The sequence below is a fragment of the Brevundimonas sp. NPDC055812 genome, assembly GCF_053616535.1.
Genome location: NZ_JBSHDX010000001.1, coordinates 258,003 through 284,338, shown reverse-complemented (window position 1 = coordinate 284,338; position 26,336 = coordinate 258,003). Strand labels below are relative to the sequence as shown.

The following is a 26,336-nucleotide window of genomic DNA, read 5'->3' as shown; positions in this document are numbered from 1 at the left end:
CCTGACTTAGCGATAGACGGTTCATGGCCATCACCCCCACACACGACGTTCAGATCCCGGCGCACGGCGACCTTCATGCGGAGACGCAGGCGGCGGCCGAACATGCCTCGGGCGGACTGCCCCAGTTCGAATTCCAGCATTGGGCCGGCCAGATCGGCTATCTGCTGATCCTGTTCGTCATCCTCTATGTGCTGGTGGCCAAGGTGTTCACGCCGCGCCTGCGCAAGGTGATGGACGAGCGCGCCCAGACCATCGACAGCGCCATCGCCGCCGCCCGCTCGGTTCAGGCCGAAGCCGCCGAACAGGCCGAGGCCGCCCGCGCCGAGGTCGAAAAGGCCCGCGCCGACGCCCGCGCCACCGCCGCTGCCGCCAAGCAGCGCGTCACCGAAGAATTCAACGCCCGTCTGGCTGCGGACGAAGCCGTGGTGAACGCCCGCATCGCCGATGCCGAGAGCGCCATCGCCAAGACGCGCGACGCCGCCATGACCAATGTCGCGACCATTGCGGCCGACGCCGCCGGCTCCATGCTGGACCGTCTGACCGGCTCCAAGGCCACCGACGCCGAACTGGCGGCCGCGATCAAGGGAGCCGCCTGATGCCCGCCTTCCTGACCAGCCATTTCTACGACATCGCCAATCCCGAACTCTGGGTCGCCGTCGGCCTGCTGATCTTCATCGCCATCGTGGTGATGGCCGGGGTGCCCAAGCTGGTCGCGACCAGCCTGGACGCCAAGGCCGCCAAGATTCAGGGCGATCTGGACGAGGCCGCCCGCCTGCGCGCCGAAGCCGAAGCCATGCTGGCCCAGATCCGTCAGGAGAAGGCCGAAGCCGAGGCCCAGGCCGCGGACCTGCTGGCCTCCGCCCAGGCCGACGCCAAGCGCCTGGAAGCCGACGCCAAGGCGCGGATCGAGGAATCGACCGCTCGCCGCCAGGCCCTGGCCGAGCGCCGTATCGCCCAGGCCGAGGCTGAGGCCGCCCAAGAGGTCAAGGCCGCAGCCGCCGACCTGGCCGCCAAGGCCGCGCAACAGATTCTGGCGACGCGCATCGCCGGCGCCAAGACCGACCCGCTGATCGACCAGGCCATCGGCCAGATCGGCGGCAAGCTGAACTGATCGCCTCTGGCGTCGAGTCGGCCCCGAAAAGCATCAGGCCCCGCCGGCGACGGCGGGGCCTTTTGCTTGTCCGGATCCGGTTGTCGGGATCGAGACGTCTGGTGAGCCGTGGCTAGTGGGCCGGGGCGGCTCCGATCGGGGCCGCGCCGCGCTTCTCGCGCTCGACCAGCCGGGCGTAGACATTGCCCAGGACGGCGCCGAAGACCATGTGCAGCGCCAGCATCCACCCGAAGGTGCCGAAGCCGGAAGAGCCGGTGAAGGTCCGGTAGTCGCCGACCATGGTGATGAACAGCATCATCGCCACCCAGGCGCCGACGGCGAAGACGATGCCCTTGGTGATGGGCGTGGCGGTCGGCAGCCGCGGATAGGCTATGCCGAACAACGACCCCAGCACGACGGTGCCCATCACCAGGTGAATGGCCCAACCGGCGGCCATGTTGCCCGGCATGCCGAACATCTGGGCCACGACTCCCGGAAAGGGATCGAACAGGTGATTGAGGAACAGATTGACGAGCTCAAGCACGGAAACCGCGACGGTAGCGACGAAGCCGGCGATGATTCCCTTTTTTACGCGTGACATCATGTGAACAGCGCCTCCCAACGCTTTCAACTTCGAGACTACGCAAGGGGGAGCATACGCCGTTCCGGGCGGAAACGGCGTGAACGTCGTTCACATTGCCGTGTTTGCCTTGGCTTGGCCTTATTGTCGAAAGGCGCGCCAGGCCCGGCGCAGGCGACGGCGGAAGCGGGCCAGGGGGCGACGACGACGGCGCAGCACCATCTTCTCGGCGCGCAGGGTCTGCTGCCAGAAGACGGGAGCGATCTCGGGCTTCTTCCGCATCAGGCGGCGGAAGGGATAGACCCATTTGGGCCGGGCGCGCTGGGCGCGGATGAACTGACGCTTGGCCCACCAGGAGTTGCGCAGGACGATGACGAGACCCAGGGCGATGACCGGCACGCCGCCGGGGCCGGGCAGGGGCGCAATCAGCACGCCCAGCAGGATGACCACGAAGCCCACGGCCATCAGGGCCAGGCGACGCAGACGCCGCGCCAGCCCCGGACGGGGCGGCGGAGGCGGGCGCAGCGATGGCAGGACCAGGGTCACGGGGCGGCGTCTCGAACAAGGATTCGGCCAGGGAGGGCCGACAATCAGTAAACGCACGAGACAAGGCCGAAAGGCGGCGTCGCCATGACGCTTTCGTAAGTCGGCCCAGAAATGCAGAACGCCGTGTCCCGAAAGACACGGCGTTCCCTGAACTCAGGCTTGCAGACCCGATCAGCCGGCGCGGTTGGAGCCTTCCGGCGCGGCCCAGCGCAGACGCGGCGAGCGCGCGGCGCGGGTCTCGTCCAGACGCCGCAGGGGCGCATGGAAGGGCGCGCCCTTGAAGCGTTCGACGTCGCCGGCCTTCGCCGCGCCCGCCAGCAGGCGCATGGCCTCGATGAAGCGGTCCAGTTCGGCCTTGGACTCCGTCTCGGTCGGCTCGATCAGCATGGCGCCGTGGACGACCAGAGGGAAATACATGGTCATGGGGTGGAAGCCCTCGTCGATCATCGCCTTGGCGAAGTCGAGCGTGGTGATGTCCGTGCCCTTCAGCCATTCGTCGTCGAACAGGGCCTCGTGCATGCAGGGGCCGTCGGGGAAGGCCGGGCTCATCAGGTCTTCGAGGCGGACCTTGATGTAGTTGGCGTTCAGCACGGCGTCCTCGGCCACCTGACGCAGGCCGTCGGAGCCGTGGGACATCATGTAGCTGAGGGCGCGGACATACATGCCCATCTGGCCCTGGAAGGCGCACAGGCGGCCGAAGGCCTGTTCGGCCTCGTCTTCCTCGCGCTCGACCAGCTTGTAGCCGTCACCGGTGTTCACGACCCAAGGGGCGGGGGCGAAGGGGGCCAGGGCCTCCGACAGCACGACCGGACCGGCGCCCGGACCGCCGCCGCCGTGCGGCGTCGAGAAGGTCTTGTGCAGGTTGATGTGCATGGCGTCGACGCCAAGGTCGCCGGGGCGCACCCGGCCGACGATGGCGTTGAAGTTGGCTCCGTCGCAGTAGAAATAGGCGCCCGCCTCGTGGGTCAGGCGGCTGATCTCCAGGATGTCGCGCTCGAACAGGCCGCAGGTGTTCGGGTTGGTGACCATGATGGCCGCCACGTCCGGACCCAGCTTCGACGCCAGATCGGCCACGTCGACGCGGCCGTCGTCGGTCTGGGCCACTTCGACCACCGAATAGCCGACGAAGGCGGCGGTGGCCGGGTTGGTGCCGTGGGCCGAGGTCGGGACCAGCACCTTGCGGCGCTGCTCATGCTCGCCCTTGGCCTGGTGGGCGGCGCGGATGGCCATCAGGCCGCACAGTTCGCCGTGGGCGCCGGCCTTGGGCGACAGGGCCACCGCAGGCATCCCCGTCAGCGTCGTCAGCCAGTGGGCCAACTGGTCCATCAGCTCCAGCGCGCCCTGCACCGTCGACTGCGGCTGCAGCGGGTGGATGTCCGAGAAGCCCGGCAGGCGCGCCATCTTCTCGTTCAGGCGCGGGTTGTGCTTCATCGTGCACGAACCCAGCGGATAGATGGCCAGGTCGATGGCGTGGTTCTTCTGCGACAGGCGCACATAGTGGCGCATGGCCTCGGGCTCCGACAGGCCGGGCAGGCCGATCGGATCCTTGCGGACCAGGTCGCTCAGGTCCGAGCCGTCCGTGGCGGGCTTGGGCAGGTCGACGCCGGTCTTGCCCCAGCCTTCGCCCTCGAAGATCAGCGGCTCGTCCTGCAGCAGGCCGCGCCCGCCGGTCAGGGTGGCGGGCTTGTAGGAAGCGTCCGAGGCGGCGTTCGGGGCGGTCGGGCGGCCGACAGTGTTCATGGTGCTCATGGTTCCAATCTCCCCTTAGGCGGCCAGAACCTTGGCGAGCGCACCCGCCAGGATCTTGATGTCGGCGTCCAGCGTCGTCTCGGTGGCGGCGACCAGCAGGACGTCGTCGAGACCCGCATCCGGGTTCAGGCGGCTGTAGGGCACGCCGCACAGGACGCCGTTATCGGCCATCGTCTGCACCACGTCAGCGGCGTTCTTGGGCAGCTTGACCGCGAACTCGTTGAAGAAGCGCGGGGTCAGCACTTCGACGCCCGGAATGGCGGCGAGGGCGTCGCGGGTGGCGACGGCCTTTTCGTGGTTCAGCAGGGCCAACTGGCGCAGGCCCGTCTCGCCCAGCAGGCTCATGTGGATGCTGAACGCCAGGCAGCAGAGGCCCGAGTTGGTGCAGATGTTCGACGTGGCCTTATCGCGGCGGATGTGCTGCTCGCGGGTCGACAGGGTCAGGACGAAGCCGCGCTGGCCCTCGGCGTCGACGGTCTCGCCGCAGTAGCGGCCGGGCGTCTGGCGCAGCAGTTTCTCGCGGGTGGCGAACAGGCCGATGTAGGGGCCGCCGAAGTTCAGGGCGTTGCCGATCGACTGGCCTTCGGCCGCGACGATATCGGCGCCCATTTCGCCGGGCGATTTCAAGAGGCCCATCGACACGGCTTCCGTGACCACGACGATCAGCAGGGCGCCCGCAGCGTGGGCGGCCTCGGCGATCTTGGTCACGTCAGTCGCGGTGCCGAAGACATTCGGGGTCTGGACGACGACGCAGGCCGTGTCCTTGTCGATGGCGGCGATGACGGCGTCTTCGGCGTCGACGGCGGGCGCCAGGGCTTCAGTCTCGACGCCGACGGCGTGGACCACCGTCTCGGTCGCCTTGACGTAGTGGGGGTGGACCCCGCCCGAGATGACGGCCTTGTTGCGGCGGGTCACGCGGGTGGCCATCAGCACGCCCTCGGCCATGGCGGTCGAGCCGTCATAGAGGGAGGCGTTGGCGACTTCCATGCCGGTCAGGTTCGCGACCTGGGTCTGGAACTCGTACAGGTACTGCAGGGTCCCTTGGGCGATTTCCGGCTGATAGGGGGTGTAGCTGGTCAGGAACTCCGACCGCTGGATCACGTGATCGACCGTGGCCGGGACGTGGTGCTTGTAGGCCCCGGCGCCGCAGAAGAAGGGCACGGCGCCCGCCGTGGCGTTCTTGCCCGCCATGGCCGAGAGGGCGCGTTCGACCTCCAGCTCGCCCGCCACGCGGGGCAGGTCGACGAAGCCGTCGCGGCGCGCGGCCTGCGGCACGTCGATGAACAGGTCGTCGATGGATTTGGCGCCGATGGCGGCCAGCATGGCCTCACGGTCGTCGGGCGTCAGGGGGAGGTAGCGCATTCTATATTCCGCTCATCCCCGCGGAAGCGGGGACCCAGGTTTAAGCTTCAAACACCGCTGCTTGACCCCAAGGAACTGGGTCCCCGCTTCCGCGGGGATGAGCGGAGAGGGGAGACCTTTAGAGGGTGGTCAGATAGGCGTCGTAGGCGGCCTGATCCATCAGGCCGTCCAGCACCGAGGCGTCGGACACCTTGATCTTGGCGAACCAGCCTTCGCCTTCCGGATCGGCGTTGACGGTTTCCGGGGCGTCGGCCAGGGCGGCGTTGCCCTCGATCACTTCGCCCGCGATGGGGGCGTAGACGTCCGAGGCGGCCTTGACCGATTCCACGACGGCGAAGCTGTCGCCGACCGAGACGGTCTTGCCGGCTTCCGGCGTCTCGACGAACACCACGTCGCCCAGGGCGTCAGCGGCGTGCTTGGAAATGCCGACCGTGGCGACGTCGCCGTCGAGGCGAACCCATTCGTGATCCTTGGTGAACTTCATCTTGGTCTTCCCTTTTGTCGTCATCCTCGGGCTTGACCCGAGGATCGAGCCCTGGAGCGGGCGGTTGGTCTAGAACTTCCAGCGTCGAGCGGCGGACCGCCCGGCCCTCGGGTCAAGCCCGAGGGTGACGGTCTTATTTCGGCTTGCGGTAGTAGCGGGTCGCCACGAAAGGCGTGGCGACGACTTCGGCGGCGGCGGGGCGGCCGCGCACCAGAACCTTCAGTTCCGTGCCCAGCTCGGCGAAGGCCGGCGGCACATAGCCCATGGCGATGTTGTGTCCCAGCGTCGGCGAGGGGCCACCCGAGGTGACCTTGCCGATCACGGCGCCGTCCATGTCGGCGATCTCGGCGCCTTCGCGGGCGGGGGCGCCTTCCTTGACGTGCAGACCGACGCGGACGCGGGCCGGGCCGTCGGCCAGTTGTTTCAGAATGGTCTCGGCGCCGGCGAAGTCGGCGCGCTCCTTGCGCGACTTGGACAGGGCGAAGGTCAGCCCCGCCTCGACCGGGGTGATCGTCGCGTCGACATCGTGGCCGTGCAGCGGCAGGCCGGCTTCCAGACGCAAGGAGTCGCGCGCGCCCAGACCGACGGGCTTCACCCGCGCGTCCGACAGCAGCAGGCCCCACACGCGCTCTGCGGCGGCGGCCGGAACTGAAATCTCATAGCCGTCCTCGCCGGTGTAGCCCGAGCGCGAGACGATGCAGTCCTCGTCGAACAGGCGGATGGCGCGGCAGTCCATGAAGCCCATGTCGGCCAGTTCCGCCGAATGGGCGGCCATGACCTCGGCGGCTTCCGGTCCTTGAATGGCCAGCAGGGCGCGGTCCAGCACCTCCAGCTTGGCGTCGCCCGACAGATTGGCGTTCAGGAAGGCGAAGTCGGCGTCCTTATTGCCCGCGTTGACGACGATGTAGAGGCCGTCCTCGAACGGCTTGCCCGCCATCAGGTCGTCCATGACGCCGCCCTGTTCGTTCAGCAGCAGGGTGTATTTCTGCTTGCCGGGCTTCACGATCGCATAGTCGCCGGGGACGAAGCGCTCGAACTGCGCGATGGCGTCGGCGCCGGTGATGCGCGCCTGGCCCATGTGGGAGACATCGAACAGACCGGCGTGCTCGCGGGTCCAGCGGTGCTCGGCCAGCACGCCTTCATACTGGACCGGCATGTCATAGCCGCCGAAGCCGACCATGCGGGCGCCAAGCGCGCGATGCGCGGCGTTGAGGGGGGTAGTCTTAAGGGCCTGATCGCTCATGGCGTCGCCTCCGGGTCGCAGGTTGCGGCGATAGCTCCGCCGTCGTTGCGCCCCCGCTGTCCTGAAGCCTGAGAGATTCCGACCGTTCCCGAAAGGGTTCGGCCTTGCTCCGTCGGCGCGCGTCGGGACCCTCCGTCCTTCGGCGACTTTCCAGCGTCCGTGCGCTTTCGCGGTCCTTTTGCCTGAGCGTTTCCGGGGCGGTTGCGCCTTCGGCTCCGGGCGCCGCGAACGGACCCGATCTCTCCCGCGAGAGCGTTCGACCTAAGGCCCCGACTCCGGCGCAGAGTCAAGCGGCGCCGGACTTGCCGCCGTCGATCCTAAGGGCCATGAGGGGCGGAACCGCGCTTCGCCCACAGGATTTGAAGGACGTCATGACCGCCCGCACCGATCTCGCCGCCCACCTCGCCTCCCTCGACCTGCCGCAGGGTCTGGTCGAGACGCTGACGACGGCGGCCGCCGCCTGCGTCGAGATCCGCCAGGTGGTGGCGGGCGGCGCCCTGGTCGGCGCCCTGGGCGCATCGGGCGCCGTCAATGTGCAGGACGAAGAGCAGAAGAAGCTCGACGTCATCGCCGACGACATCCTGACCGACGCCCTGCTGGCCTGCCCGGCCGTGGCGGGCGTGGCGTCCGAGGAAAAGGACACGATGCAGGCCTCGGCGAACGCGGCGGGCGAATACCTGGTGCTGTTCGATCCGCTGGACGGCTCGTCCAACATCGACATCAATGCGCCGGTCGGCACCATCGTCTCGGTGCTGAAGGCGCCGTCGGCCCAGCCGAGCGAGGCCGACTTCCTGCAATCGGGCCGTCAGCAGGTCGCGGCGCTCTACGCCGTCTACGCCGGTCAGGCCATGCTGGTGCTGACCACGGGCAAGGGGGTGGCGGGCTTCACCCTGGCGCCCGACGGCCGCTGGCTGATGACGCATGAGAACGTGTGCATTCCGGCCGATACGAAGGAGTTCGCCATCAACATGTCGAACCAGCGCCACTGGGCCGAGGGCGTCCAGCGCTACGTCGACGGCTGCCTGAAGGGCGCCGACGGCCCGCGCGGCAAGAATTTCAACATGCGCTGGGTCGCCGCCATGGTGGCTGACGTGCACCGTATCCTGATGCGCGGCGGCGTCTTCCTCTATCCGTGGGACAAGCGCGAACCGAACAAGCCAGGCAAGCTGCGCCTGATGTATGAGGGCAACCCCATGTCCTTCCTGGTCGAGCAGGCGGGCGGCAAGTCCACCACCGACGGCAAGCAGGCCATCATGGACGTGACGCCGACCGAGCTGCACCAGCGGGTGCCGGTCGTGCTCGGCTCGGCCAACGAAGTCGACCAGATCGCGGCGGCCTGAGGCCATGCAGATCGCCGCTTCTGACGCCCTTCTGGTCATCGACGCCCAGAACGATTTCTGCGAGGGCGGCGCCCTGGCGGTTCAGGGCGGGGCGGCGATCATGCCCCTGATCAATCGGCTGGCCGAGCGGTTCACGACCGTCATCGCCACCCAGGACTGGCACACGCCGGACCAGATCAGCTTCGCCTCCAACCACGCGGGCGCGGCGCCGTTCACGCAGATCGAGGTCGCCTACGGGCCTCAGATGCTGTGGCCGGATCACTGCGTGCAGGGCACGCCGGGGGCGGACTTCCACCCCGACGCGGCGCCTGCCGTGACCAAGGCGCTGGCCGTGATCCGCAAGGGCTATAATCCGGCAGTCGATTCCTATTCCGGCTTCTATGAGAACGACCACAGGACGGCGACGGGTCTGGCGGGCCTGCTGCGCGATCTGGGGGTGAAGCGCGTCTTCTTGTGCGGCCTGGCCTATGACTACTGCGTGCGCTTCACCGCCGAGGACGCGGTGCGCGAGGGCTTTGAGGCCGTGGTCATCGAAGACGCCTGCCGCGCCATCGACCCGGACACGGCGGCGGCGGCCAAGGCCGGGTTTGCGACGTTGGGCTTGGCGGAGATTGAGGCGGCGTCGCTCCTCGGCTGACCACTTCCTTCGTCATCCTCCGGCAAGCCGCGCAGCGGTGCAGACCGGGGGACCCAGCGGCGCCGAAGGCGATCTTTACGGCAGGTGCGGCGCGCGGAGCTTTCGCCCTGACGGGCGCCGCTGGGTCCCCCGGTCTCGCTCCGCTCGCCGGAGGATGACGAAAGGAAGAGTCAGTTCGTCGCCGCGTAGGCCTCGACCTCGGCGATCCGTGCGGCCTTGTCGGCGTCGCTGAGGAAACTGCCCTCAAAGCTGTTCTTCGCCAGTTGCACGACCTGTTCGCGTGTCAGGCTGACCGCCTTGGCCAGTTCGATATAGTTCGCGTTCACATAGCCGCCGAAGTAGGACGGATCGTCCGAGTTCAGGGTGACGTGCAGGCCCCGACGCAGCATCTCGGGGATCGGGTGGTCCTTCAGATCCCTGACCACGCACAGCTTCAGGTTCGACAGGGGGCAGACGGTCAGCGTCATCTGTTCGGCGGCCAGACGGGCGATCAGGGCCTCGTCCTCCATCGAGCGGTTGCCGTGGTCCATGCGGTCGATGTGCAGCAGGTCCAGCGCTTCGCGCACATATTCGGGGGGACCTTCCTCGCCCGCATGGGCGCATAGCTTCAGGCCCAGTTCGCGCGCGGCGGCGAAGACGCGCTGGAACTTCGACGGCGGATGGCCGACCTCGGACGAATCCAGTCCGACGCCGATGAAGTGGTGCAGATAGGGCTTGGCCATCTCCAGCGTGGCGAAGGCTTCGTCCTCGGACAGGTGGCGCAGGAAGCTGAGGATCAGGCCCGACGTCATGCCCAGCTCCGCCTTGGCCCGGTCCATGCCCGCGATCAGGCCCTCGACCACCACGCCGAAGGGCACGCCCCGGTCGGTGTGGGTCTGGGGGTCGAAGAAGATTTCGGCGTGGCGGACGTTGTCGGCGGCGGCGCGCTGGAAATAGGCGAAGGCCAGCTCCTCGAAATCCTGACGCGTCAGCAGCACGGCGGCGCCGGCGTAATAGATGTCGAGGAAGTCCTGAAGGTTCGAGAAGTCATAGGCCGCGCGCACGGCCTCGACGCTGTCGTAGGGAATGGCGACGCCGTTGCGCTGCGCCAGTTCGAACATCAGTTCGGGCTCGAGCGAGCCCTCGATGTGCAGGTGCAGTTCGGCCTTGGGCAGGCCGGCGATGAAGGCGTCGAGGGACATGGGGGGGCTCCTTGGCGGTCGCCTCCCCTTATCACATTACATCCGCTCGGGGGTCTCGATGCCCAGCAGGCGAAGCGCCGTCTCCAGCTGGTGCAGGGTCCCGGCGGCCAGGGCCAGGCGCGAGCCCCTGGTCGCCTCGTCCGGCGCGACCAGGATCGGGCAGGCGGCGTAGAACCTCGAGAAGCTCTGAGCCAGCCGGTAGGCGTGCTCGGCGATCAGATTGGGCGAACGCTTGTCATAGGCGTCGGCCGTGGCCGCGTCGAAGGCGTCCAGCGTCAGGGCCAGGTCGCGCTCGGCGGCTTCCTCGATGACGATGGGGGCCAGGGCCACGCCCTGTTCCGCCGCCTTGCGCAGCAGGGATTTCACCCGCACGGCCTGATACAGCAGATAGGGGCCGGTCTTGCCCTCGAAGCTCATGAAGCGGTCGAGGTCGAAGACGTAGGAGGTCGTGCGGTTGTTCGACAGGTCCGAGAACTTCAGCGCGGCGACCGCCACCTTGTGGGCGATGTCCTCGAACTCTTCGGCGGGCAGGTCGTCGCCCAGCTTGGCCTCGTGCAGACGCTCGCGCGCCTTTTCCGTCGCCTGATCGATCAGGTCGCGCAGCTTCAGGACGCCGCCCGCGCGCGTCTTGAACGGCTTGCCGTCCGCGCCGTTCATGGTGCCGAAGCCCAGATGCTCCAGCGACTTCTCGGACGCGTATCCGGCCAGATAGGCGGCGCGGAAGACCTGTTCGAAATGCTCGGCCTGACGCTCGTCGACGACGTAGAGGATCAGGTCGGGATCAATGGACTTGTGGCGGTCCAGAATGGTGGCCAGGTCGGTCGTGCCGTACATGGCCGAGCCTTCCGAGCTGATGACCAGCAGGGGCGGGGGCGACGGGGCCTCGATCACCGAGCCGTCGGCCAGCTTCTTCTTGCGGGTCTCGCCGTCGCGGGCGACGTGGACCACCTGGGCGCCGTCGTCCTCGACCAGCAGGCCCTTGGCCTTCAGGTCGGCGATCATCTCGTCCATCAGGGGATCGGCGTCGCTCTCGCCGTTCCACAGGTCGAAGTCGACCGACAGGTCGTCATATTCGCGCTTCAGCGCCTCGCGGCTGACGGCGACGAAATGCGACCACAGGGCGCGATAGCCGGGGCGGCCGCCCTGCAGTTCGGCCGTCGCCTTGCGGGCGCGGTCGCGGAAGGCGGGGTCTTCCTTGGCCTTGCCGGCGGCCAGCGGATAGAGGCGGTCGAGGTCGGCCAGGGTCACCGGCGTCTCGGCCGGGAAGGGACCGTCGCCCTCGGCCATGAAGGCGTCGGCCAGACCCTCGTCGCCGCAGGCGGTGATCAGCAGGCCCATCTGGAAGCCCCAGTCGCCGAAGTGGGCGTCGCCGGTGACGTCATCGCCGCGCAGGCGGAACAGCCGCTTCAGGCTCTCGCCGATGATGGCGCTACGCAGGTGGCCGACGTGCATGGGCTTGGCCACGTTCGGGCCGCCGTAGTCGATGACCACCTTGCGCGGCTCGACGCGCGAGGCGCCGGCCAGTTCCTTATCCGCCGCGACCTCGGCCGCGCGCTGGGCCAGGGCCGCGTTCGACAGCTTCATGTTGATGAAGCCGGGACCGGCGACCTCGACCGACGACAGGCGCGGATCGGCGGCCAGACGCTCGGCCACCCTGGCGGCCAGTTCGCGCGGATTGGTCTTCAGCGCCTTGGCGGCGGCCAGGGCGCCGTTCGACTGGAAGTCGGCCAGGTCGGGGCGGTCGGAGGCGGTGACGCGGGCCAGGGTCTTGTCCACGCCTTCGGCGGCGAAGGCGGCTCCGACCGCTTCGCCGAGAGAAGTCTTGAGGTCGGTCATGTCTTAGTTGGTCTGCTGGCCCGCAGTCGGACGGAATCGGCTGCCGGATCGGTTGAACTCGGCCATCTGGGGCGTGACGTCGAAGCCGATGAGGACTTCGAAATTGCCGCCGCTGGTGGAGGCGTCGGCGCGCGGGATGACGATGGTCTGGCTGGCCTCGGCCTGGGTGCGGTCGGCGCCGCCGAAGGTCACGGGCAGGTCGAAATATTCCTTGGCCAGGACGGCGGAGTTCCGCTCGGTCACGGCGATCCAGTAGCGATAGGTGCGGGCGTCGCCTTCGGCCTGCGGACCCTTGCCCAGGCTGAACAGCAGATTCATGTCCAGGCGGATCGGATCGTCTTCGCGGTAGACGCAGTCGGAGCTGACGCCCTCGATCTCGCCGGTGAAGCCGACGCCGGTGGTCGTCGGGCGCTCATAATCCGACAGTTCGACGTAGCGGGCCGCGTCGTAGAGAATCTTCACATAGGGGCAGGGGCCGGCGTTGGCCCGGCGGCTCAGAGGCGCGAAACGCATCGGGCGAGACGGGGCCTTTTCAGCCTGCTGGCCGCCCTGTTGGCCGCCCTGGGGGCGTCCGCTCTGGGCCTCGGCGGCGTGAGGGATCAGCGCGGCCGTAAGAGAGAGGGCGGCGAGGGCGGTCAGGACGCGACGCATCAGGAGCTTTCCGGCAGTCGATGAAGGCGGGGCCGATCGGACGCCCGAACGGGCCACGCTGGGTGGTGATAGCGGCTAAAGCGAGGCGCGGCAAACGGCGTGCGGACTTCCGGTGGCGATCCGGCGCGCAAAGCCTTAAGTTCGCGCCCATGAACGCGCCTGTCTCCCCTTCGCAGTTTCAACGCCGCCCCCTGGCCGTCCGCATGGCGACGCCGCGCGGCTTCTGCGCCGGGGTGGATCGGGCCATCCAGATCGTCGAGCGGGCGATCGAGAAATACGGCGCCCCCGTCTATGTCCGGCATGAGATCGTCCACAACCGCCACGTCGTCGACCGGCTGAAGGGGCTGGGCGCCGTTTTCGTCAAGGAGCTGGACGAGTGCCCGGACGACCGTCCGGTGGTCTTCTCGGCCCACGGGGTGCCCAAGTCGGTGCCCGCGACGGCGCGTTCGCGCGAGATGCTGTTCCTGGACGCCACCTGTCCGCTGGTGTCCAAGGTCCATGTCGAGGCCGAGCGGAATTTCGCCGCGGGGCGCCACGTCATCCTGATCGGCCACGCGGGCCACCCCGAGGTCGTCGGCACCATGGGCCAGTTGCCCGCCGGGGCCATCAGCCTGGTCGAGACGGTCGAGGATGCGGAAGGCTTCCAGCGCCCCGGCGACCAGCCGCTGGCCTACGCCACCCAGACGACGCTGTCGGTGGACGACACCGCCGAGATTCTGGCGGCGCTGAAGCGGCGCTTCCCCGAACTGCCCGACCCGCACAAGGAAGACATCTGCTACGCCACCACCAACCGACAGGAGGCGGTCAAGCGGCTGGGCGAGGGTTGCGGCCTGGTGCTGGTGGTGGGATCGAAAAACTCGTCCAACTCGGCGCGGCTGGTGGATGTGGCGCTGAAGGCCGGCGCAGGCGACGCGCGTCTGGTCGATGACGCGGGCGATCTGGACTGGGGCTGGTTCGACGGGGTCGAGACGGTCGGCCTGACCGCCGGGGCCTCGGCGCCGGAGCCTCTGGTCCAGGGGGTGATCGAGGCGCTGCGCACGCGCTTCGACGTGACGGTGACCGAGGACGACGGCGCCCGCGAGACGGTGACCTTCAAACTGCCGCGCGCCCTGACGGCCTGAGACGACGGCGTGATCGGCCGGGGAGGGGCCGCGACATGAGCGCACTGGACGCCATCGACCGCCGCCTGCTGGCCATACTGCAGGACGACGCCACCGTTCCCATCGCCGAACTGGCCGAACGGGTGGGCCTGTCGCAGACGCCGTGCTGGAAACGGGTGAAGCGGCTTCAGGACACGGGGATCATCGCCGCGCGCGTGGCCCTGCTGGACCGCGAGGCGCTGGACCTGCCGCTGGTGGTCTTCGTCTCGGTCAAGACGCGTCGGCACGACGCCGAATGGCTGGAGGCGTTCAAGGCGGCCGCCGCCCTGCCCGAAGTGGTGGAGTTCTACCGGATGAGCGGTGACGTCGACTATCTGCTCAAGGTGCTGGTCAAGGACATCGCCGCCTATGACCGTTTCTATCGCCGTCTGATCGCCATCGCCCCGCTGGACGACGTCTCCTCCAGCTTCGCCATGGAACAGATCAAGTTCACCACGGCCCTTCCGCTCTGATGGGCAGGCGTTGGAGAATATTATTCTCCTGAACTGTCAAATTCGGGGAACGTGCAGAAATGATTCTCTTCCGAAATCGGAATACCCTCCGCAGTCTGTAGCGGAGGGTTCATGTTCAAGCGTCTGTTCGTCGATCACCCGGCCTCGGTCGGAGAGAGCTATGTGGAGCATATGGGCGTCGCCGCCTCGTTCGGCGCGGCCATGTTCGTCGGCTCCCTGGCCTGCTTCGTCCATGCGGTGTTTCCGGGCCTGTGCGTCAAGACCGGCAGCGGGGTGGTCACGACCCTGCATCGCCGCATGGTGACCCACCGCGTCGACTCCGCCCGGCTGACGGCGCCGGAGCAGGACTGAGGCCGCGGCTTCCTCGCGGGCTCTATAGGCGCGAGGCGAGAGGCGAGACGTCGTAGCCGGCCTGGGCGGCCAGGGTGATGATCTCCTCGGCCGGGCGTTCGCCCGCCTGGGACAGGGCCCAGAGATAGGTGGTGCGCGTGCCCGAGCGGCAGTAGCCGAGGATCGGGTGCGGCAGGTCCGCCAGGGCGGCCTTGAAACGAACCACGTCGTCCGGCGTCATGGCCCCGCCGCGAATGGGAATGTGGACGAAGGGCAGGCCCGCAGCCTCGGCGGCGGCGCGGATGTCCTCGGTCATCGGCTGGCCCGGCTCCTCGGCGTCGGGGCGGTTGGAGATGATGGCGCGATAGCCCTGGGCGGCGGCCGTCGGCACGTCTTCGGGCTGGATCTGCGGCGAGACGTGCAGACGGTCTTCCAATGGGCGGATGTTCATGGCGCGAGTCTCTGCTCAAGAGGCGGAAGGGACGGAGGCGGGGCGGTGAAAGCAGCCCTAGCATGAAAACGGACCCGCGGACGGTCGTGCGTCCGCTGCGACAAATCAGCGATTGAAGCTGACACTGATTATCATTAAGCGTCGCTCGTGAAACGCCGCTGGCGTCGCTGATGAATGGGCGGAGAACGGGCCGATGGTCGAGGTGAGGTTGGGGCGTCGGGCCCTGCTGCTGGGCGCCGCCGCCCTGATGGCGACCGGGGCGGCCGCCTGTACGCGTCGCGACCAGGCCGGGCCGTCCTCCCTGCTGACCGATCTGCGCGACCGGCCGCTGGCGATCACTCCCCCGGTGACGAAGCTGTCGATCGACGACAGCCGCTTCCTGATCGCCCTGTCGCTGATCCATCCCGATCCGGTCAGTCTGCTGGCGGCCTGGGCGGGCGACGTGAACCGACTCAGCCCCGAAATCTACGCCGCCTATCTGGAGAGGTCGCCGGCGCTGGCGACCTTGCCGAAGACGCCGAGCTCGGCCGCCGCCTTCAACGTCGAGGCCGTATTGGGCGCCCAGCCGCAGGTCGCCCTGGTGTCGCTGGATTCCGGCCCGACCGACGCCCAGACGGCCCAGCTGGAGCAGGCGGGCGTGCGCGTGGCCTATATCGACTTCTTCCAGCACCCGTTCGAAAATCAGTCGCGCAGCCTGAGCCTGCTGGGATCCATGATCGGCCGCGAGGACCAGGCGCAGGCCTACAACGCCTTCCGCGCCGCCCGGTTGAAGGTCATCTCCGACCGCGTGGCGGGTCTTACGGATGCGCAGAAGCCGACGGTCTTCCTGGAGGCCCACGCGGGCAACGGGCCGGACTGCTGCAACTCGGTCGGCGCCGGGAACATCGGTGACTATCTGAGCTTCGTCGGCGCCCGCAACATCGGCGCCGAGGTGCTGAAACAGCCGTCGGGCAAGCTGAACCTGGAGTTCGTGGTCGAGCGCGATCCCGACATCTACATCGCCACCGGCGGCCCGCACCTAGAGAAGACCGGCGGCTTCGTCGTCGGTCCGAAATACGACGTGGAGACGTCGCGCGCCTCGTTGCGCCGTGTGGCCGGGCGGCGCGGCCTGTCGACCCTGAAGGCGGTGCGCGAGGGCAAGGTGCACGGCCTGTCGCACCAGCTGATCAACTCGCCCATCGATATCGTCGCCACCGAAGTCCTGGCCAAGTGGATCCAGCCCGAACTGTTCGCCGATCTGGACCCGCGCGCGACGCTGGACACGATCAACAAGGACTTCCTGGCCGTCCCCTATCGCGGGGACTACTGGACCGATCTGGTCCCGGCCGCCTGATATTCTGTCGCCTGATGATTTCACCACGGAGAATCGCCATGACCCCCCTGCGCAACGGCCTGATGACCGTCGCCGCCTTCGCCGCCCTGGCGATCGCTTCGACCGCCTCCGCCCAGACGATCGAGAAGACCGTCAAGGTCGAGCACGGCGGCCTGTATGAGATCGTCTTCAACCCGGCCGACAACGACCTCTATGTCGCCGCCGTCGGCCCGCGCGGCGCTAACCAGGCGCAGATCATCCGCCTGCAAGGCCAGACGCTGGAGCCGGAGTCCTCGATCGACGTCTCGGCCAATCCGCTCTACGGCCTGAATCTGAACACCCGCACCCAGATCCTGTACGGCACCGACACCCGCGCGGGCGTGATCACGGCCATCAACGCCCGCACGGGCGAAGTGATCGGCTCGGTCCGCAATGGCGAGAACGGCGGCCACGTCCGCCAGGTCGTCGTCGATGAGGCGAACAACAAGGTCTACATCACCGACGTCGGCGGCGAAGCGGGCGACGCCGCCAAGCCGAACCTCGTCTGGGTCATCGACGGGGCGACCAACACCCTGGAACGCACCATCCCGGTTCAGGTCGGCACCCTGATGGGCGCCGCGCTCGATGCGTCGACGAACCGCCTCTATGTCACGGGCATGGGCAGCAACGAAGTCGCCGCCATCGATCTGGCCACGGGCGAAACCGTCGGCCAATGGCCGTCGGGCGCCGACGCGGCGATCAATATCGCCGTGGATTCCGAGGGGCGTCGCCTGTTCGTGGCGCATCAGAAGTCGGGCGAGCTGACGGTGCTGAACGCCGACACCGGCGCCCTGATCCACAAGGTCGCCACCGGCGCGGGCGCCCTGAGCGTCGCCTACAACGGCGCGGTCAAGCAGATCTACGTCGCCAACCGGCAGGCGGGCACGGTGACGGTGCTGGATTCGGACACTTATGCCGTGAAGGCGAACCTGGAGACGGGCACCTTCCCCCAGACCATCGCCATCGATCGCGCCACCAACGCCGTCTACGTCTCGAACAAGGCGCGGGGCCTGCCGCGCAACGCCCCGGCTGGAACGCCGGTCCCGGTCGACCCGAACGGCGACGTGGTGACGCTGATCCGTCCCTGATCCGATCGGGACTGAATAAGGAAAGGCCCGGTCGCAGATGCAGCCGGGCCTTTTTCTTGGCTTGCAGAGAATGGCGGACGGGACGCTTAGCCCGTCAGCACGTCGTCGATCATGACCTGCAGCGCGCCGCGGTCGCAGCGCTGGACGCGCGCCGAGACGCGATAGACCTCGGCCAGGATATCGGGCGTGATCGCCTCGTCCGGCGTTCCGAAGGCGACCAGCCGCCCCTTGGCCATGACGGCGATCCGGTCCGAGACGCGCGCCGCCGCCTGCAGGTCGTGCAGGACGATCATCACCGTCATGCCCCGCTCGGCCGCCGCCTCGCGCGCCAGGTCCAGCACGCGCAGCTGATAGTGCAGGTCCAGCGCGCTGGTCGGCTCGTCCAGCAGCAGCAGGCGCGGCTCGCGCGCCAGGGCCTGGGCCAGACCCGCCAGCTGTTTCTGACCGCCCGACAGCCGGTCCAGGCGCTGTCCGGCCAGCGCCTCGGCGTTGATCCGTTGCAGCACCTCATAGGCGCGCTCGGCCGCCTGGGCGTCGGTATAGACGGCGCCGCGCAGGGGCGTGGCGCGGATCGAGGCCACCACCGTCTCCAGCACCGTCAGCGCCACGCCCTGCGGCAGGGTTTGGGGCATGTAGGTGACGCGCTTGGCCCGGTCGGCCAGCGACAGCCGGGTCAGTTCGGCCTCGTCCAACCGGATCGAGCCGTGCGCCGGGATCAGTCCCGCCAGACTGCGCAGCAGGGTGCTCTTGCCCGCGCCGTTGGGGCCGACGACGGAGACGACCTCGCCTGCGGTCAGGGGCGGCAGGCTGAAGCCGCTGATGATGGGCTGGCCGCCGTATCCGGCGTCGAGGCCGCTGATCGTCAGTTCGCTCATGCCCGGCCTCCGTTGCGGAAGATCAGCAGCAGGAAGACGGGCACCCCGATGACCGCGGTGACGATGCCGACGGGCATCAGCACGCCCGGCACGATGATCTTGGACGCCGCCGAGGCCAGCGACATGATGACCGCTCCGGCCAGCACGCTGGCGGGCAGGAAGTAGCGGTGATCCTCGCCCACCAGCAGACGGGCGATGTGCGGCCCGACCAGGCCGATGAAGCCGATGGCGCCGACGAAAGCCACGGCGGTCGCCGACAGCAGGCTGACCCGCAGCAGCGACAGGAAGCGCAAGCGCTTCACATCGACGCCGAAGCTCATGGCCCGGTCCTCGCCCAGACGCAGCGCCGTCAGCGCGCGCGAGGACAAAAGCGAGAAGGGCGTCACCGCGACCAGCACAACCGCCAGCGCCGCGACATTGCTCCAGGTTGCGCGCGACAGCGACCCCATGGTCCAGAACACCAGCTGCTGCAGCGCCTCGGCCGAGGACAGGAACTGCACCAGAGCCGTCAGGGCGTTGAAGGCGAAAACAAGGGCGATGCCGAACAGGACGATGCTCTCGATGCCCGATCCCTTCATCCGCGCCAGGGCCTGAAGCGCCAGCACCGACCCGAAGGCGAAGACGAAGGCGTTCAGCGGCACCAGCCAGTCGGCGCCGATGAAGGACGACCCCAGTCCCAGCACAATGGCCAGCGACGCCCCGAACGACGCCGCCGAGGAGACGCCCAGCGTAAAGGGGCTGGCCAGCGGATTGTTCAGCACCGTCTGCATCTCGGCGCCCGCCAGGGCCAGCGCCGCGCCGACCATCATCGCCATCAGGGCGTAGGGCAGGCGCACCTGCCAGACGATGGCCTGCTGGGCCGTGCTCAGGCTGGACGGATCGAACACCCCTTGCAGCACCGTCAGGGGCGAGATCGACGACGGGCCGGTGGCGATGTCCAGCAGCAGGGCCGCCGTCGCCAGGGCGGCCAGAACGGCGATGGCGAACAGCTTGGTCCGCACGCTTCTGGAATAGGCGACGACCGCCTCGGGCACGGCGTTTTCAGCGTTCGCCAATTCACGAACTCCACTCAGAGAATGCGTCGCAATACATATCAATGGCCAGATAGGCTAGGGTGGCCGTATGACGCTGACCTCGCCCGCCCCTGCCGACACGCCGCTGAACGCCATGGCTCCCGACACGACCCAGCCCTACGCCATCCGCCTGCCCGCTGTCGATGGCGCGCCCGCCGTGGACGTGCGGGTGGCGACGCCTCAGGGCGAGCGGCCGACCGGCGGCTGGCCGGTCCTGGTGCTGCTGGAGGGGGAGGCCTTCTTCGACACGGCCGCCCAGGTCGCCGGGCGGCTGCTGCGGCGCTCGGCCAAGACGCGGGTGGATGCGATGATGACGGCGGGGGTCACCCTGTCGGGCGTGGCCGATCGCGTGGCCGCCTACGCCTTCACGCCGGGGCCGCAGGGCCAGGCGCCCGAGCCGCGCGGCGCGGCCCTGCTGGCGCGGCTGACGACGGAAGTGTTGCCGCAACTGGCGGCCCTGGGCGCCGATCCCGCGCAGGCGGTGCTGATGGGTCATTCCATGTCGGGCCTTTTCGTCCTCGAGGCGCGCGCCGCCGGAGCGCCCTTCGCCCGCTACGCCGCCGTCAGCCCGTCGATCTGGTGGAACCCGGAGGTGGTCGCCGCCCAGCCCCAGAGCGCGAACCTGCTGGTCGCGGTCGGCGCGCGCGAGGAGATGGAGGGGCTGCCGCCCGCGCATCTGGCCCGGCGCATGGTCTCCAACGCTCGCGATCTGGGGGCCCGTGGGGCGAGTCTGCGGGTGCTGGAGGACGAGGACCACGGCTCGACGCCCTATGCGGCCCTGCCGGCCGTGCTGCGCTTCGCTGCGCCTTATCGAGGTTAGTCGGCGCGGCGAGAAAAAAGCCCCCGCGCCGGGCGCGGGGGCTGTTTGGATCAACGCGCCGGGCGGATGCGCAGCACGGAGTCGTTTCCGTCCGTGGTCCAGCCGGACTTGACCGCGACATAGACGTTGCCGCGTCCGTCGGTCGAGACGTGGTTCGCCACCGGCGGGGCGGGCAGGTTGGCGACGATGCGGCCGTCGACATCCGTCACCGTCACCGTGCCCGCGCCGAAGGTGCTGACGAAGGCGCGGCGCGACTTCGGCTCGAACACCACGTTCAGGGCGCCCGCGCCGACGGGGGTGTCGGCCACGACCGAACCGTCCGAACCGTTCAGCACCACCAGATTGTCGGTGCCCTGGGCCGCGACGAAGATGCGGTCGGTCTGCGGATCGTGCGAGACGCCGATCACGCTGCGCGCGCCGGGCACGCGGAAGACGTTCAGCACCGTGTCGGCGGCGGCGTCGATGACTGCGACCTCATTGGTCGAGTTGGAGGCGACGTACAGGCGGCGCGCCTCGCGGTCATAGGAGACGCTGGCGGCCGAGAAGGTCTCGCCGCGCACGGTCGAGTCGATCTTGATGCGCTTGGCCACCGTCAGGCTGGCGGTGTCGAACACCACGACCTCGGGCTCGAAGGTGGCGCTGGCGTAGGCCTTGCCGTGCTCTTCGTCGATGACGACGTCGCGGGCGTGGTTGACCGTGCCCGGCTCGAACTGGCGCACCAGCGACAGGTCCGACTGGCGATAGACGGCCACCGTGTTCTGGCGGCTGTTCGAGACCCAGACGGTGTCGTTGGCGTCATCGACGCCGACGCCGTAGACGGCGAAGACGCCGCCGTCCTGGGGCTGGCCGTCGCGGCCGGTGCGGCCCGGCGCGGCGGCCGGGGTGACGCGGGCCTCGACCGCCAGGGTGTCGGCGTTCAGGCGCAGCAACTCCGACTGGCGCACCGGCGGGCGGCCGACCGCCGAGGTGGCGAAGACGGCGTTGCGCTTGGCGCTATAGGCGGTCTGATAGAGGCCGCGTGTCGGCTGGATGCTGGTGATCCGATAGGCCGCCTCATTCGACAGCGGCACGTTCGGCGAGATCTTCAGATTGGTCAGGACGGCGTTGTAGGGCGACTGCGACACCGCCACGATCGGGTGGTTGCCGGGCTGGGCGTCGGCGGGCAGCGTCAGCCGCGCCTCGAAGCCGCCCTCGGCGTCGGCCGTGATCGGGCCGGTCGACAGCGGCGTCTGACCGTACATCAGGACGATGCTCTGGCCCGGATGGAAGCCGCGGCCATTGGCCACGACCGGGCCGCCCGGCAGGACGGGCTTGCCGCGCTCGCCGGACGAGAAGCCGACCTGGCCGCCGTCCAGGCGCTCGGGCGCCGAGAACAGGGCCTGGGCCGAAGCCAGGGTCGGAACGGCGACGGCCGAAGCCGCCAGAAGCGCGCCGAGGGCGGCGCCGCGAAGGGATTTGCGTAGGGTCGTCATGATCGCAGTTTCTCCGGATCAGAAGCGGGTGGTCAGGCCAACGAAGAAGCGGCGGCCGGGCGAGTAGTAGCCGTCGCCGGCGGTGCCGCTGACCTTCTCGTTGAAGAGGTTGGAGACCCCGGCGCGCAGCGTCACCGTGTCGGACGCCTCATAGGCGGTGGTCAGGTCGAACTCGGTGCGGGCGTTGGTCAGGGTCGAGCCGCCGCTCAGCTGTTCGCCGGTGTACTGAGCCGACAGCATGACCCCCAGACGATCGGTCGCCCGCCAGTCCAGCGAGGCGTAACCCGACCATTCCGGCGTGGTGATCAGGCTGGCGCCGGTGTCCAGGTTCTTGGCCTCGATCATCCAGGTGGCGTTGCCGCGCAGGGTCAGGTCGTAGGGCAGGGCCGCCGAACCGCTGAGCTCCAGACCCTTGGTGCGGGCGCGCTGGACGTTCTCGTTCTTGGTCCACCAGCGGCCTTCGAAATAGCCCAGCGGCGCGTACTGGATCTTGTTTTCGAAGTCGGTGTGGAAATAGGTGGCGGCGAAGCTGTAGGCGGCGCCGTCATAGGCGAAGCCGAACTCGTAGCTGGTGCTTTCCTCGGGCTTGAGGTTCGGATTGCCCGCCATCCAGCAACTGCCCGAGGTGTAGATCAGCGGATTGCCGTTTCCGTCCAGGATCGGGTCGCCGTTCTTGTCCTTGGCGGCCATGCCGATCAGGCCCCGGCAGCCGTTACCGCCCGAGTTGGTCGCGGCGCCGGCGCTGTTTTCCTTCAGGGACGGGGCGCGGAAGCCCTTGGAGACGCCGCCGCGCAGGGTCCAGGCCTCGGCCGGATGCCAGACAAGATAGGCGCGCGGGCTGAAGTGCTCGCCGTATTTGTCGTGGCTGTCCAGGCGGCCGCCGAGCGTCAGCAGCAGGTTCTCGCGCAGGGTGATCTGGTCCTCGGCGAAGATGGCAGCCGTGTCGCCCTTCAGCGTGGCCCCGGTGATGACGTTGCCGTCATAGTCGATAGGCACCGTGCCGATGGTGTCGGTGTTGGTCAGCTCTTCCTGGCGGTACTGGGCGCCGAGGGCGAACTTGTGCAGCCAGACGAAATTCTTCTCGAAGTTCCACAGGCCGTCGACGATCCACTCCTCGAACTCGCCGGAGCCGCCGTACTCGCCCATCGCCTTGTTCTCGAAGGCGTTGCGATAGACGTCCAGACGCGTCTTGCCGAAGGACCATTCGCCCTCGTGGCTGGCGCGGAAATTGGTGCGTTCGGTCTCGGAGCCGAAGGCGCCTTGCGGCGTCAGTTCGCCGTTGCGGTTCGGCACGAGCAGCTTGGGCGCCAGGGGCTCCTCCACCCCGTAGTTGGCTTCGAACGAGAAGTTGTGATTCTCGACCGGCGCCCAGTTCAGCACGCCGTTCAGGCTCTTGTTGACGACGCCGCCCGCGCCGTTGTTGCTCGAGATGTTCACCTCGTCCGGATTGGTGCGGGCGTAGGTCGCGCCCAGGCGCAGGCCCAGGTTTTCCGCGAGGGGGCCGGCCACGTTGACGCCCAGCTGATAGGCGTCGCCGCGCTCGGAATCCTCGGACCAGGTGTAGCTGGTGTTGGCCGAGCCGCGCCACGTCGGGGCGATCTTGCGGGTGATGATGTTGATGACCCCGCCCATCGCGTCGGAGCCGTAGAGGGACGACATCGGCCCGCGCACCACCTCGATGCGCTCGATCATGTCGGGCGAGATCCAGTTCAGATCCTGGCGGCCCAGGTCGGGGCGATAGCTGATGTCGCGCGAATTGCCGACGCGACGCCCGTCGACCAGCACCAGGGTGTAGTTGTCCGGCAGGCCGCGAATGGTGATCTTGGACATGGCGCCGGTGGGGCTGACGCCGCCGGTCACGCCGGGCAGACGGCCCAGCAGTTCGCCCAGGCTCTGCACCGGCTGACGCTCGATCTCGTCGCGGGTGATGACGCTGACCGAGGCCGGGGCGTTGCGGACGTCCACGGCCGTGCCTGACGCCGTGACGATGACGTCGCCGACCGAGGTGGCCTGGGGGTCGACGCCGGAGGCGTCCGGCAGGGCGGTCTCGGCCAGAGCCGGCGAGGCGGCGAGAAGGGTTGATGTCATCAGGCCCAGCCCGATGCGGCGTTTCGATAGGTGCATCTGCGCCCCCAGAGGCGTGCGTTAGGCGGGCGCCAGGCGCCCGGGGAGGGGAGGAAAGCTCGACCGTGCGAGCGGCTCGCTCCTAATAATCATTCGCAATATTGTCTCAATGTCGGATTCGGCATGGGGCCTATTCGCCTGGCCGCATGAGGGCGCGGCCGTCGGGAAGCGGCGAGAAACGGAGCGCGAACCACAGGGCGAGTGTGTTGCAATTAAGAGGCGTTCTTAATACAGCCGGGGACGACGCGCCGGGCGTCATGCAGCGAGGCCATATGTCGGGGCGACTTCCCCACCGCGTCGATTTCACCCTGCTTCAGCATCTTCAGGTGCTGATCGAGCAGCGCAGCGTCTCGCGCGCGGCCGAGCGTCTGGGCATCGGCCAGCCGGCGATGAGCCGCATCCTGGCCCGGCTGCGCGATCAGTTCGACGACCCCCTGCTGGTGCGCGGTCCGCGCGGCATGATGCCGACGCCGCGCGCCGAGGCCTTGTCCGGCCCCCTGCGCGCCTGGCTTGAGGCGGGGGAGAGCCTGCTGCGCGATCCCGACCTGGATCTCGGACGCATGAAGCGGGTGTTCCGTCTGGCTTCCACCGACTTCGGCCTGCTCAGCGTCCTGACGCCCGCCATCGCCCGCATTGCTCAGGAGGCGGCGGGGGTGGAACTGGATGTCGAGCCTCTGTCGGACGCCAGCCTGCGGCGGCTTGAGGACGGGCGGCTGGATCTGGTGCTGACCGGCTGGAATCCCGACGGCGCGGGGTTGAAGTCGCGCTGGCTGTTCCGCGAGACTCATCTGGGCCTGGCGCGGCCGGACCACCCTGTGCATCAGGCGACGCCGACGCACGCCGAACTGCTGCGGTGGCCCCATGTCGCGCCGTCAGCCGGGGACGGCTTCGGCGACTGGGTGGCGGACGACCTGCCGGACATGGCCGAGCGCCGCGTTCTGGTGCGGGCCGAGAGCTTCGCCCTGGTCCCCTATCTGTTGCAGACGAGCGAGGCGGTGGCCCTCCTGCCGCGCCGGGCGGCCGAGCGTTTCGCGGCGGCGCACGGCCTGCGCGCCTTCCCGGCGCCGCAGGAAATGCGGCCGTTCGACTATCACCTGGTCTGGCACGAACGCTCTGACGGCGACGCCGGAACCCGGTGGCTGGCCGACGCCCTCTCCGCCGGGTTCGAAGCCGAAAGCGCGCGCGCCTAACCGGCCTTGAGGCGCGTGGCGGGCCACAGCGCCGCGATCAGGATCATCACCGCCGATACGGCGTAGGGAGCGCCCTGCGCCGCCTGATAGGCCAAGGTTCCGGCCAGCGGCCCCAGCAAGGCGCCCAGTCCCTGCGCGGCCCCGACGGCCCCGGCGGCGGCGCCTTGCTCATGGGCCTCGACCGCATTGGCGGCCAGCGCCGATTGCGAGGGATAGACCCAGCCCATGCCTGCCGCGATGACGCCATAGGCGGCCCACAGTTGCAGCGGCGTGGCGGCGAAGGCGGCGCCGACGAAGCCGACGGCGGCGATGCTCCCGCCGGTGCGGATGAAGCGCGAGGGCGTCCAGTTCAACCGGCGCAGCACCATCTGGGCCGAGAACAGCACCACGCCGACCACGGCCAGGGCGATTCCCGCCGTGCGCGCCGCCTCATTGGGCGACAGGCCGAAGCGGTCCAGAGCCAGGAAGCCGACCACCACCTGGCAGACGACGACGCCGCACATGGCGGCGAAGGCGGTGACGACGGCGCGGCGGATGCGCGCGTCCGACAGCCTCAGCGCCGACTTCCTGCGCGTCTCATGCGGCGCGTCGGCGGGCAGGAACCGCCACACGGCGATGAAGGCCAGGACGGGCAGGGCGGAGATGATGATCAGGGAGGCGCTGAGGCTCCATCCGGCCAGCAGGCCGGCTGCACCCGGTCCGAAGACGATGCCCAGCGAACTGGCCGCGCCGACGGCGCCCATGGCGCGAGCGCGTTCGTGCGGCGCCGTGTGGTCGGCGACCACGGCGGCGCAGATCGGCGGCACGGCGGCGTAGAAGGCCCCGGCGGCGGTGCGCGCCGCCGTCATGCCCAGGAAGCTGATGATGGCCGCCGGAACCAGGGCCAGGGCCGCGCTCATGAACAGGCCCAGCGCCGCATAGCTGACGGCGAACCCGGCCAGGGCGATCAACAGCACCTTGCGCCGCCCGACCTCGTCGCTGCGCGCGCCCCAGAAGCGGGCCATCAGCATCCAGGCCAGGCCCGCCGCCGTCACCGCCGCCCCGACATGCCAGGGCTGAAGACCCAGCAGCCGCGCCATCGGCCCGACCACGGCGACGAAGGCCATCATCGACATGCTGCCGACGCCCGCGGTGAACAGCAGGGGCTTCAGGCTGAAGGCGCCGCCGGGGGCTGCGACAGTCGTGGTGGCGGAGGTCATGAGCGGCTCTTGAACGGAAAGGAGCGGCTTGATCGACTAATTGAGAACGAAT

The 26,336-nt window shown here is 68.8% G+C and carries 26 protein-coding genes and 1 riboswitch; of the genes, 11 read left to right on the top strand and 15 right to left on the bottom strand.

Annotated features, from left to right (window positions below):
* Positions 1-23: 23 nt before the first annotated feature.
* Entirely contained in the window at positions 24-596 is a 573-nt protein-coding gene (locus ACWGL1_RS01425; protein WP_452110973.1) for a F0F1 ATP synthase subunit B family protein, read from the top strand.
* The gene (locus tag ACWGL1_RS01420; protein ID WP_452110972.1) at positions 596-1,111 is read left to right on the top strand and encodes a F0F1 ATP synthase subunit B; all 516 of its coding nucleotides are present in this window, start codon (positions 596-598) and stop codon (positions 1,109-1,111) included. Before ACWGL1_RS01425 ends, ACWGL1_RS01420 begins: the two co-directional genes overlap by 1 nt.
* A 112-nt stretch (positions 1,112-1,223) precedes the next feature.
* Here the strand turns inward: ACWGL1_RS01420 and ACWGL1_RS01415 are convergent, their stop codons facing one another.
* The 6 genes from ACWGL1_RS01415 to gcvT all read right to left on the bottom strand — a co-directional run bounded on the left by ACWGL1_RS01415 (position 1,224) and on the right by gcvT (position 7,054).
* Positions 1,224-1,694 (bottom strand): DUF6789 family protein, encoded by a 471-nt coding sequence (locus ACWGL1_RS01415; protein WP_291777576.1) that lies wholly within the window; start codon positions 1,692-1,694, stop codon positions 1,224-1,226.
* Positions 1,695-1,811: 117 nt separating this feature from the next.
* A complete protein-coding gene (locus ACWGL1_RS01410; RefSeq protein WP_312219998.1) occupies positions 1,812-2,216 on the bottom strand; it encodes a PGPGW domain-containing protein in 405 nt (134 codons plus the stop codon).
* A 171-nt stretch (positions 2,217-2,387) separates the two neighbouring features.
* On the bottom strand, positions 2,388-3,965 hold the full coding sequence (gcvPB, locus tag ACWGL1_RS01405) for an aminomethyl-transferring glycine dehydrogenase subunit GcvPB (RefSeq protein WP_291777582.1): 1,578 nt from the start codon (positions 3,963-3,965) through the stop codon (positions 2,388-2,390).
* Between the two features lie 15 nt (positions 3,966-3,980).
* The gene (gene gcvPA / locus ACWGL1_RS01400; protein WP_452110971.1) at positions 3,981-5,327 is read right to left on the bottom strand and encodes an aminomethyl-transferring glycine dehydrogenase subunit GcvPA; all 1,347 of its coding nucleotides are present in this window, start codon (positions 5,325-5,327) and stop codon (positions 3,981-3,983) included.
* A gap of 118 nt (positions 5,328-5,445) precedes the next feature.
* Positions 5,446-5,811, bottom strand: a complete 366-nt coding sequence (gene gcvH / locus ACWGL1_RS01395) for a glycine cleavage system protein GcvH (protein ID WP_123155206.1) — start codon at positions 5,809-5,811, stop codon at positions 5,446-5,448.
* A 133-nt stretch (positions 5,812-5,944) separates the two neighbouring features.
* Positions 5,945-7,054 (bottom strand): glycine cleavage system aminomethyltransferase GcvT, encoded by a 1,110-nt coding sequence (gene gcvT, locus ACWGL1_RS01390; protein WP_452110970.1) that lies wholly within the window; start codon positions 7,052-7,054, stop codon positions 5,945-5,947.
* A 160-nt stretch (positions 7,055-7,214) separates the two neighbouring features.
* A riboswitch (glycine riboswitch) is annotated at positions 7,215-7,311 on the bottom strand.
* Between the two features lie 114 nt (positions 7,312-7,425).
* On the opposite strand from gcvT, the gene ACWGL1_RS01385 reads away from it, so the two are divergent.
* Complete coding sequence (locus ACWGL1_RS01385; protein ID WP_338576642.1) at positions 7,426-8,394, top strand: class 1 fructose-bisphosphatase; 969 nt, start codon at positions 7,426-7,428, stop codon at positions 8,392-8,394.
* A gap of 4 nt (positions 8,395-8,398) precedes the next feature.
* On the top strand, positions 8,399-9,031 hold the full coding sequence (gene pncA, locus ACWGL1_RS01380; protein ID WP_452110969.1) for a bifunctional nicotinamidase/pyrazinamidase: 633 nt from the start codon (positions 8,399-8,401) through the stop codon (positions 9,029-9,031).
* Between the two features lie 170 nt (positions 9,032-9,201).
* Here the strand turns inward: pncA and ACWGL1_RS01375 are convergent, their stop codons facing one another.
* The 3 genes from ACWGL1_RS01375 to ACWGL1_RS01365 are packed head-to-tail and all read right to left on the bottom strand — an operon-like array spanning position 9,202 to position 12,699.
* Positions 9,202-10,212: an adenosine deaminase gene (locus ACWGL1_RS01375; RefSeq protein ID WP_452110968.1), complete on the bottom strand. Its 1,011-nt coding sequence runs from the start codon at positions 10,210-10,212 to the stop codon at positions 9,202-9,204.
* Positions 10,213-10,248: 36 nt separating this feature from the next.
* Positions 10,249-12,048, bottom strand: coding sequence for an arginine--tRNA ligase (gene argS / locus ACWGL1_RS01370; RefSeq protein ID WP_452110967.1), 1,800 nt, complete (start codon positions 12,046-12,048; stop codon positions 10,249-10,251).
* A 3-nt stretch (positions 12,049-12,051) separates the two neighbouring features.
* Entirely contained in the window at positions 12,052-12,699 is a 648-nt protein-coding gene (locus tag ACWGL1_RS01365; protein WP_291777603.1) for a Tat pathway signal sequence domain protein, read from the bottom strand.
* A gap of 149 nt (positions 12,700-12,848) precedes the next feature.
* Here ACWGL1_RS01365 and ispH point away from each other — a divergent pair, with 149 nt between their 5' ends.
* The 3 genes from ispH (at position 12,849) to ACWGL1_RS01350 (ending at position 14,662) form a co-directional block, all read left to right on the top strand.
* Positions 12,849-13,820, top strand: coding sequence for a 4-hydroxy-3-methylbut-2-enyl diphosphate reductase (ispH, locus tag ACWGL1_RS01360; RefSeq protein WP_452110966.1), 972 nt, complete (start codon positions 12,849-12,851; stop codon positions 13,818-13,820).
* A 35-nt stretch (positions 13,821-13,855) separates the two neighbouring features.
* Positions 13,856-14,311, top strand: a complete 456-nt coding sequence (locus ACWGL1_RS01355; RefSeq protein WP_291777607.1) for an Lrp/AsnC family transcriptional regulator — start codon at positions 13,856-13,858, stop codon at positions 14,309-14,311.
* A 111-nt stretch (positions 14,312-14,422) separates the two neighbouring features.
* A complete protein-coding gene (locus ACWGL1_RS01350; RefSeq protein ID WP_291777609.1) occupies positions 14,423-14,662 on the top strand; it encodes a DUF6356 family protein in 240 nt (79 codons plus the stop codon).
* 22 nt (positions 14,663-14,684) lie between these two features.
* Here the strand turns inward: ACWGL1_RS01350 and ACWGL1_RS01345 are convergent, their stop codons facing one another.
* Positions 14,685-15,092: a TIGR01244 family sulfur transferase gene (locus tag ACWGL1_RS01345; protein ID WP_452110965.1), complete on the bottom strand. Its 408-nt coding sequence runs from the start codon at positions 15,090-15,092 to the stop codon at positions 14,685-14,687.
* Between the two features lie 193 nt (positions 15,093-15,285).
* Here ACWGL1_RS01345 and ACWGL1_RS01340 point away from each other — a divergent pair, with 193 nt between their 5' ends.
* Positions 15,286-16,425 carry an ABC transporter substrate-binding protein gene (locus tag ACWGL1_RS01340; protein WP_452110964.1) on the top strand — a complete coding sequence of 380 codons (1,140 nt, stop codon included), beginning with the start codon at positions 15,286-15,288 and terminating at the stop codon, positions 16,423-16,425.
* 38 nt (positions 16,426-16,463) lie between these two features.
* Entirely contained in the window at positions 16,464-17,531 is a 1,068-nt protein-coding gene (locus ACWGL1_RS01335) for a YncE family protein (protein ID WP_291777617.1), read from the top strand.
* 86 nt (positions 17,532-17,617) lie between these two features.
* Here ACWGL1_RS01335 and ACWGL1_RS01330 read toward each other — a convergent pair whose 3' ends face one another.
* Positions 17,618-18,406, bottom strand: coding sequence for an ABC transporter ATP-binding protein (locus ACWGL1_RS01330; RefSeq protein ID WP_452110963.1), 789 nt, complete (start codon positions 18,404-18,406; stop codon positions 17,618-17,620).
* On the bottom strand, positions 18,403-19,461 hold the full coding sequence (locus ACWGL1_RS01325; RefSeq protein ID WP_452110962.1) for a FecCD family ABC transporter permease: 1,059 nt from the start codon (positions 19,459-19,461) through the stop codon (positions 18,403-18,405). Before ACWGL1_RS01325 ends, ACWGL1_RS01330 begins: the two co-directional genes overlap by 4 nt.
* 67 nt (positions 19,462-19,528) lie before the next feature.
* Between ACWGL1_RS01325 and ACWGL1_RS01320 the strand changes: the two genes are divergently transcribed.
* On the top strand, positions 19,529-20,299 hold the full coding sequence (locus ACWGL1_RS01320) for an alpha/beta hydrolase (protein WP_452110961.1): 771 nt from the start codon (positions 19,529-19,531) through the stop codon (positions 20,297-20,299).
* Positions 20,300-20,349: 50 nt separating this feature from the next.
* Here ACWGL1_RS01320 and ACWGL1_RS01315 read toward each other — a convergent pair whose 3' ends face one another.
* Positions 20,350-21,771 (bottom strand): YncE family protein, encoded by a 1,422-nt coding sequence (locus ACWGL1_RS01315; RefSeq protein WP_452110960.1) that lies wholly within the window; start codon positions 21,769-21,771, stop codon positions 20,350-20,352.
* A gap of 18 nt (positions 21,772-21,789) precedes the next feature.
* Positions 21,790-23,859, bottom strand: a complete 2,070-nt coding sequence (locus ACWGL1_RS01310) for a TonB-dependent receptor domain-containing protein (protein ID WP_452110959.1) — start codon at positions 23,857-23,859, stop codon at positions 21,790-21,792.
* Between the two features lie 308 nt (positions 23,860-24,167).
* Here ACWGL1_RS01310 and ACWGL1_RS01305 point away from each other — a divergent pair, with 308 nt between their 5' ends.
* Positions 24,168-25,085, top strand: coding sequence for a LysR family transcriptional regulator (locus ACWGL1_RS01305; protein WP_452110958.1), 918 nt, complete (start codon positions 24,168-24,170; stop codon positions 25,083-25,085).
* On the opposite strand, the gene ACWGL1_RS01300 is transcribed toward ACWGL1_RS01305, so the two are convergent.
* Positions 25,082-26,284 carry an MFS transporter gene (locus ACWGL1_RS01300; RefSeq protein WP_452110957.1) on the bottom strand — a complete coding sequence of 401 codons (1,203 nt, stop codon included), beginning with the start codon at positions 26,282-26,284 and terminating at the stop codon, positions 25,082-25,084. The genes ACWGL1_RS01305 and ACWGL1_RS01300 overlap by 4 nt on opposite strands.
* Positions 26,285-26,336: the final 52 nt, after the last annotated feature.

What these genes read in the sequence shown, in the direction of transcription:
- ACWGL1_RS01425 (WP_452110973.1), top strand. Translation starts at nt 24, where the DNA reads ATGGCCATCACCCCCACACACGACGTTCAGATCCCGGCGCACGGCGAC.
- ACWGL1_RS01420 (WP_452110972.1), top strand. Translation starts at nt 596, where the DNA reads ATGCCCGCCTTCCTGACCAGCCATTTCTACGACATCGCCAATCCCGAA.
- ACWGL1_RS01415 (WP_291777576.1), bottom strand. Translation starts at nt 1,694, where the DNA reads ATGATGTCACGCGTAAAAAAGGGAATCATCGCCGGCTTCGTCGCTACC.
- gcvPB (WP_291777582.1), bottom strand. Translation starts at nt 3,965, where the DNA reads ATGAGCACCATGAACACTGTCGGCCGCCCGACCGCCCCGAACGCCGCC.
- gcvPA (WP_452110971.1), bottom strand. Translation starts at nt 5,327, where the DNA reads ATGCGCTACCTCCCCCTGACGCCCGACGACCGTGAGGCCATGCTGGCC.
- gcvH (WP_123155206.1), bottom strand. Translation starts at nt 5,811, where the DNA reads ATGAAGTTCACCAAGGATCACGAATGGGTTCGCCTCGACGGCGACGTC.
- gcvT (WP_452110970.1), bottom strand. Translation starts at nt 7,054, where the DNA reads ATGAGCGATCAGGCCCTTAAGACTACCCCCCTCAACGCCGCGCATCGC.
- ACWGL1_RS01385 (WP_338576642.1), top strand. Translation starts at nt 7,426, where the DNA reads ATGACCGCCCGCACCGATCTCGCCGCCCACCTCGCCTCCCTCGACCTG.
- pncA (WP_452110969.1), top strand. Translation starts at nt 8,399, where the DNA reads ATGCAGATCGCCGCTTCTGACGCCCTTCTGGTCATCGACGCCCAGAAC.
- ACWGL1_RS01375 (WP_452110968.1), bottom strand. Translation starts at nt 10,212, where the DNA reads ATGTCCCTCGACGCCTTCATCGCCGGCCTGCCCAAGGCCGAACTGCAC.
- argS (WP_452110967.1), bottom strand. Translation starts at nt 12,048, where the DNA reads ATGACCGACCTCAAGACTTCTCTCGGCGAAGCGGTCGGAGCCGCCTTC.
- ACWGL1_RS01365 (WP_291777603.1), bottom strand. Translation starts at nt 12,699, where the DNA reads ATGCGTCGCGTCCTGACCGCCCTCGCCGCCCTCTCTCTTACGGCCGCG.
- ispH (WP_452110966.1), top strand. Translation starts at nt 12,849, where the DNA reads ATGAACGCGCCTGTCTCCCCTTCGCAGTTTCAACGCCGCCCCCTGGCC.
- ACWGL1_RS01355 (WP_291777607.1), top strand. Translation starts at nt 13,856, where the DNA reads ATGAGCGCACTGGACGCCATCGACCGCCGCCTGCTGGCCATACTGCAG.
- ACWGL1_RS01350 (WP_291777609.1), top strand. Translation starts at nt 14,423, where the DNA reads ATGTTCAAGCGTCTGTTCGTCGATCACCCGGCCTCGGTCGGAGAGAGC.
- ACWGL1_RS01345 (WP_452110965.1), bottom strand. Translation starts at nt 15,092, where the DNA reads ATGAACATCCGCCCATTGGAAGACCGTCTGCACGTCTCGCCGCAGATC.
- ACWGL1_RS01340 (WP_452110964.1), top strand. Translation starts at nt 15,286, where the DNA reads ATGGTCGAGGTGAGGTTGGGGCGTCGGGCCCTGCTGCTGGGCGCCGCC.
- ACWGL1_RS01335 (WP_291777617.1), top strand. Translation starts at nt 16,464, where the DNA reads ATGACCCCCCTGCGCAACGGCCTGATGACCGTCGCCGCCTTCGCCGCC.
- ACWGL1_RS01330 (WP_452110963.1), bottom strand. Translation starts at nt 18,406, where the DNA reads ATGAGCGAACTGACGATCAGCGGCCTCGACGCCGGATACGGCGGCCAG.
- ACWGL1_RS01320 (WP_452110961.1), top strand. Translation starts at nt 19,529, where the DNA reads ATGACGCTGACCTCGCCCGCCCCTGCCGACACGCCGCTGAACGCCATG.
- ACWGL1_RS01315 (WP_452110960.1), bottom strand. Translation starts at nt 21,771, where the DNA reads ATGACGACCCTACGCAAATCCCTTCGCGGCGCCGCCCTCGGCGCGCTT.
- ACWGL1_RS01310 (WP_452110959.1), bottom strand. Translation starts at nt 23,859, where the DNA reads ATGACATCAACCCTTCTCGCCGCCTCGCCGGCTCTGGCCGAGACCGCC.
- ACWGL1_RS01305 (WP_452110958.1), top strand. Translation starts at nt 24,168, where the DNA reads ATGTCGGGGCGACTTCCCCACCGCGTCGATTTCACCCTGCTTCAGCAT.
- ACWGL1_RS01300 (WP_452110957.1), bottom strand. Translation starts at nt 26,284, where the DNA reads ATGACCTCCGCCACCACGACTGTCGCAGCCCCCGGCGGCGCCTTCAGC.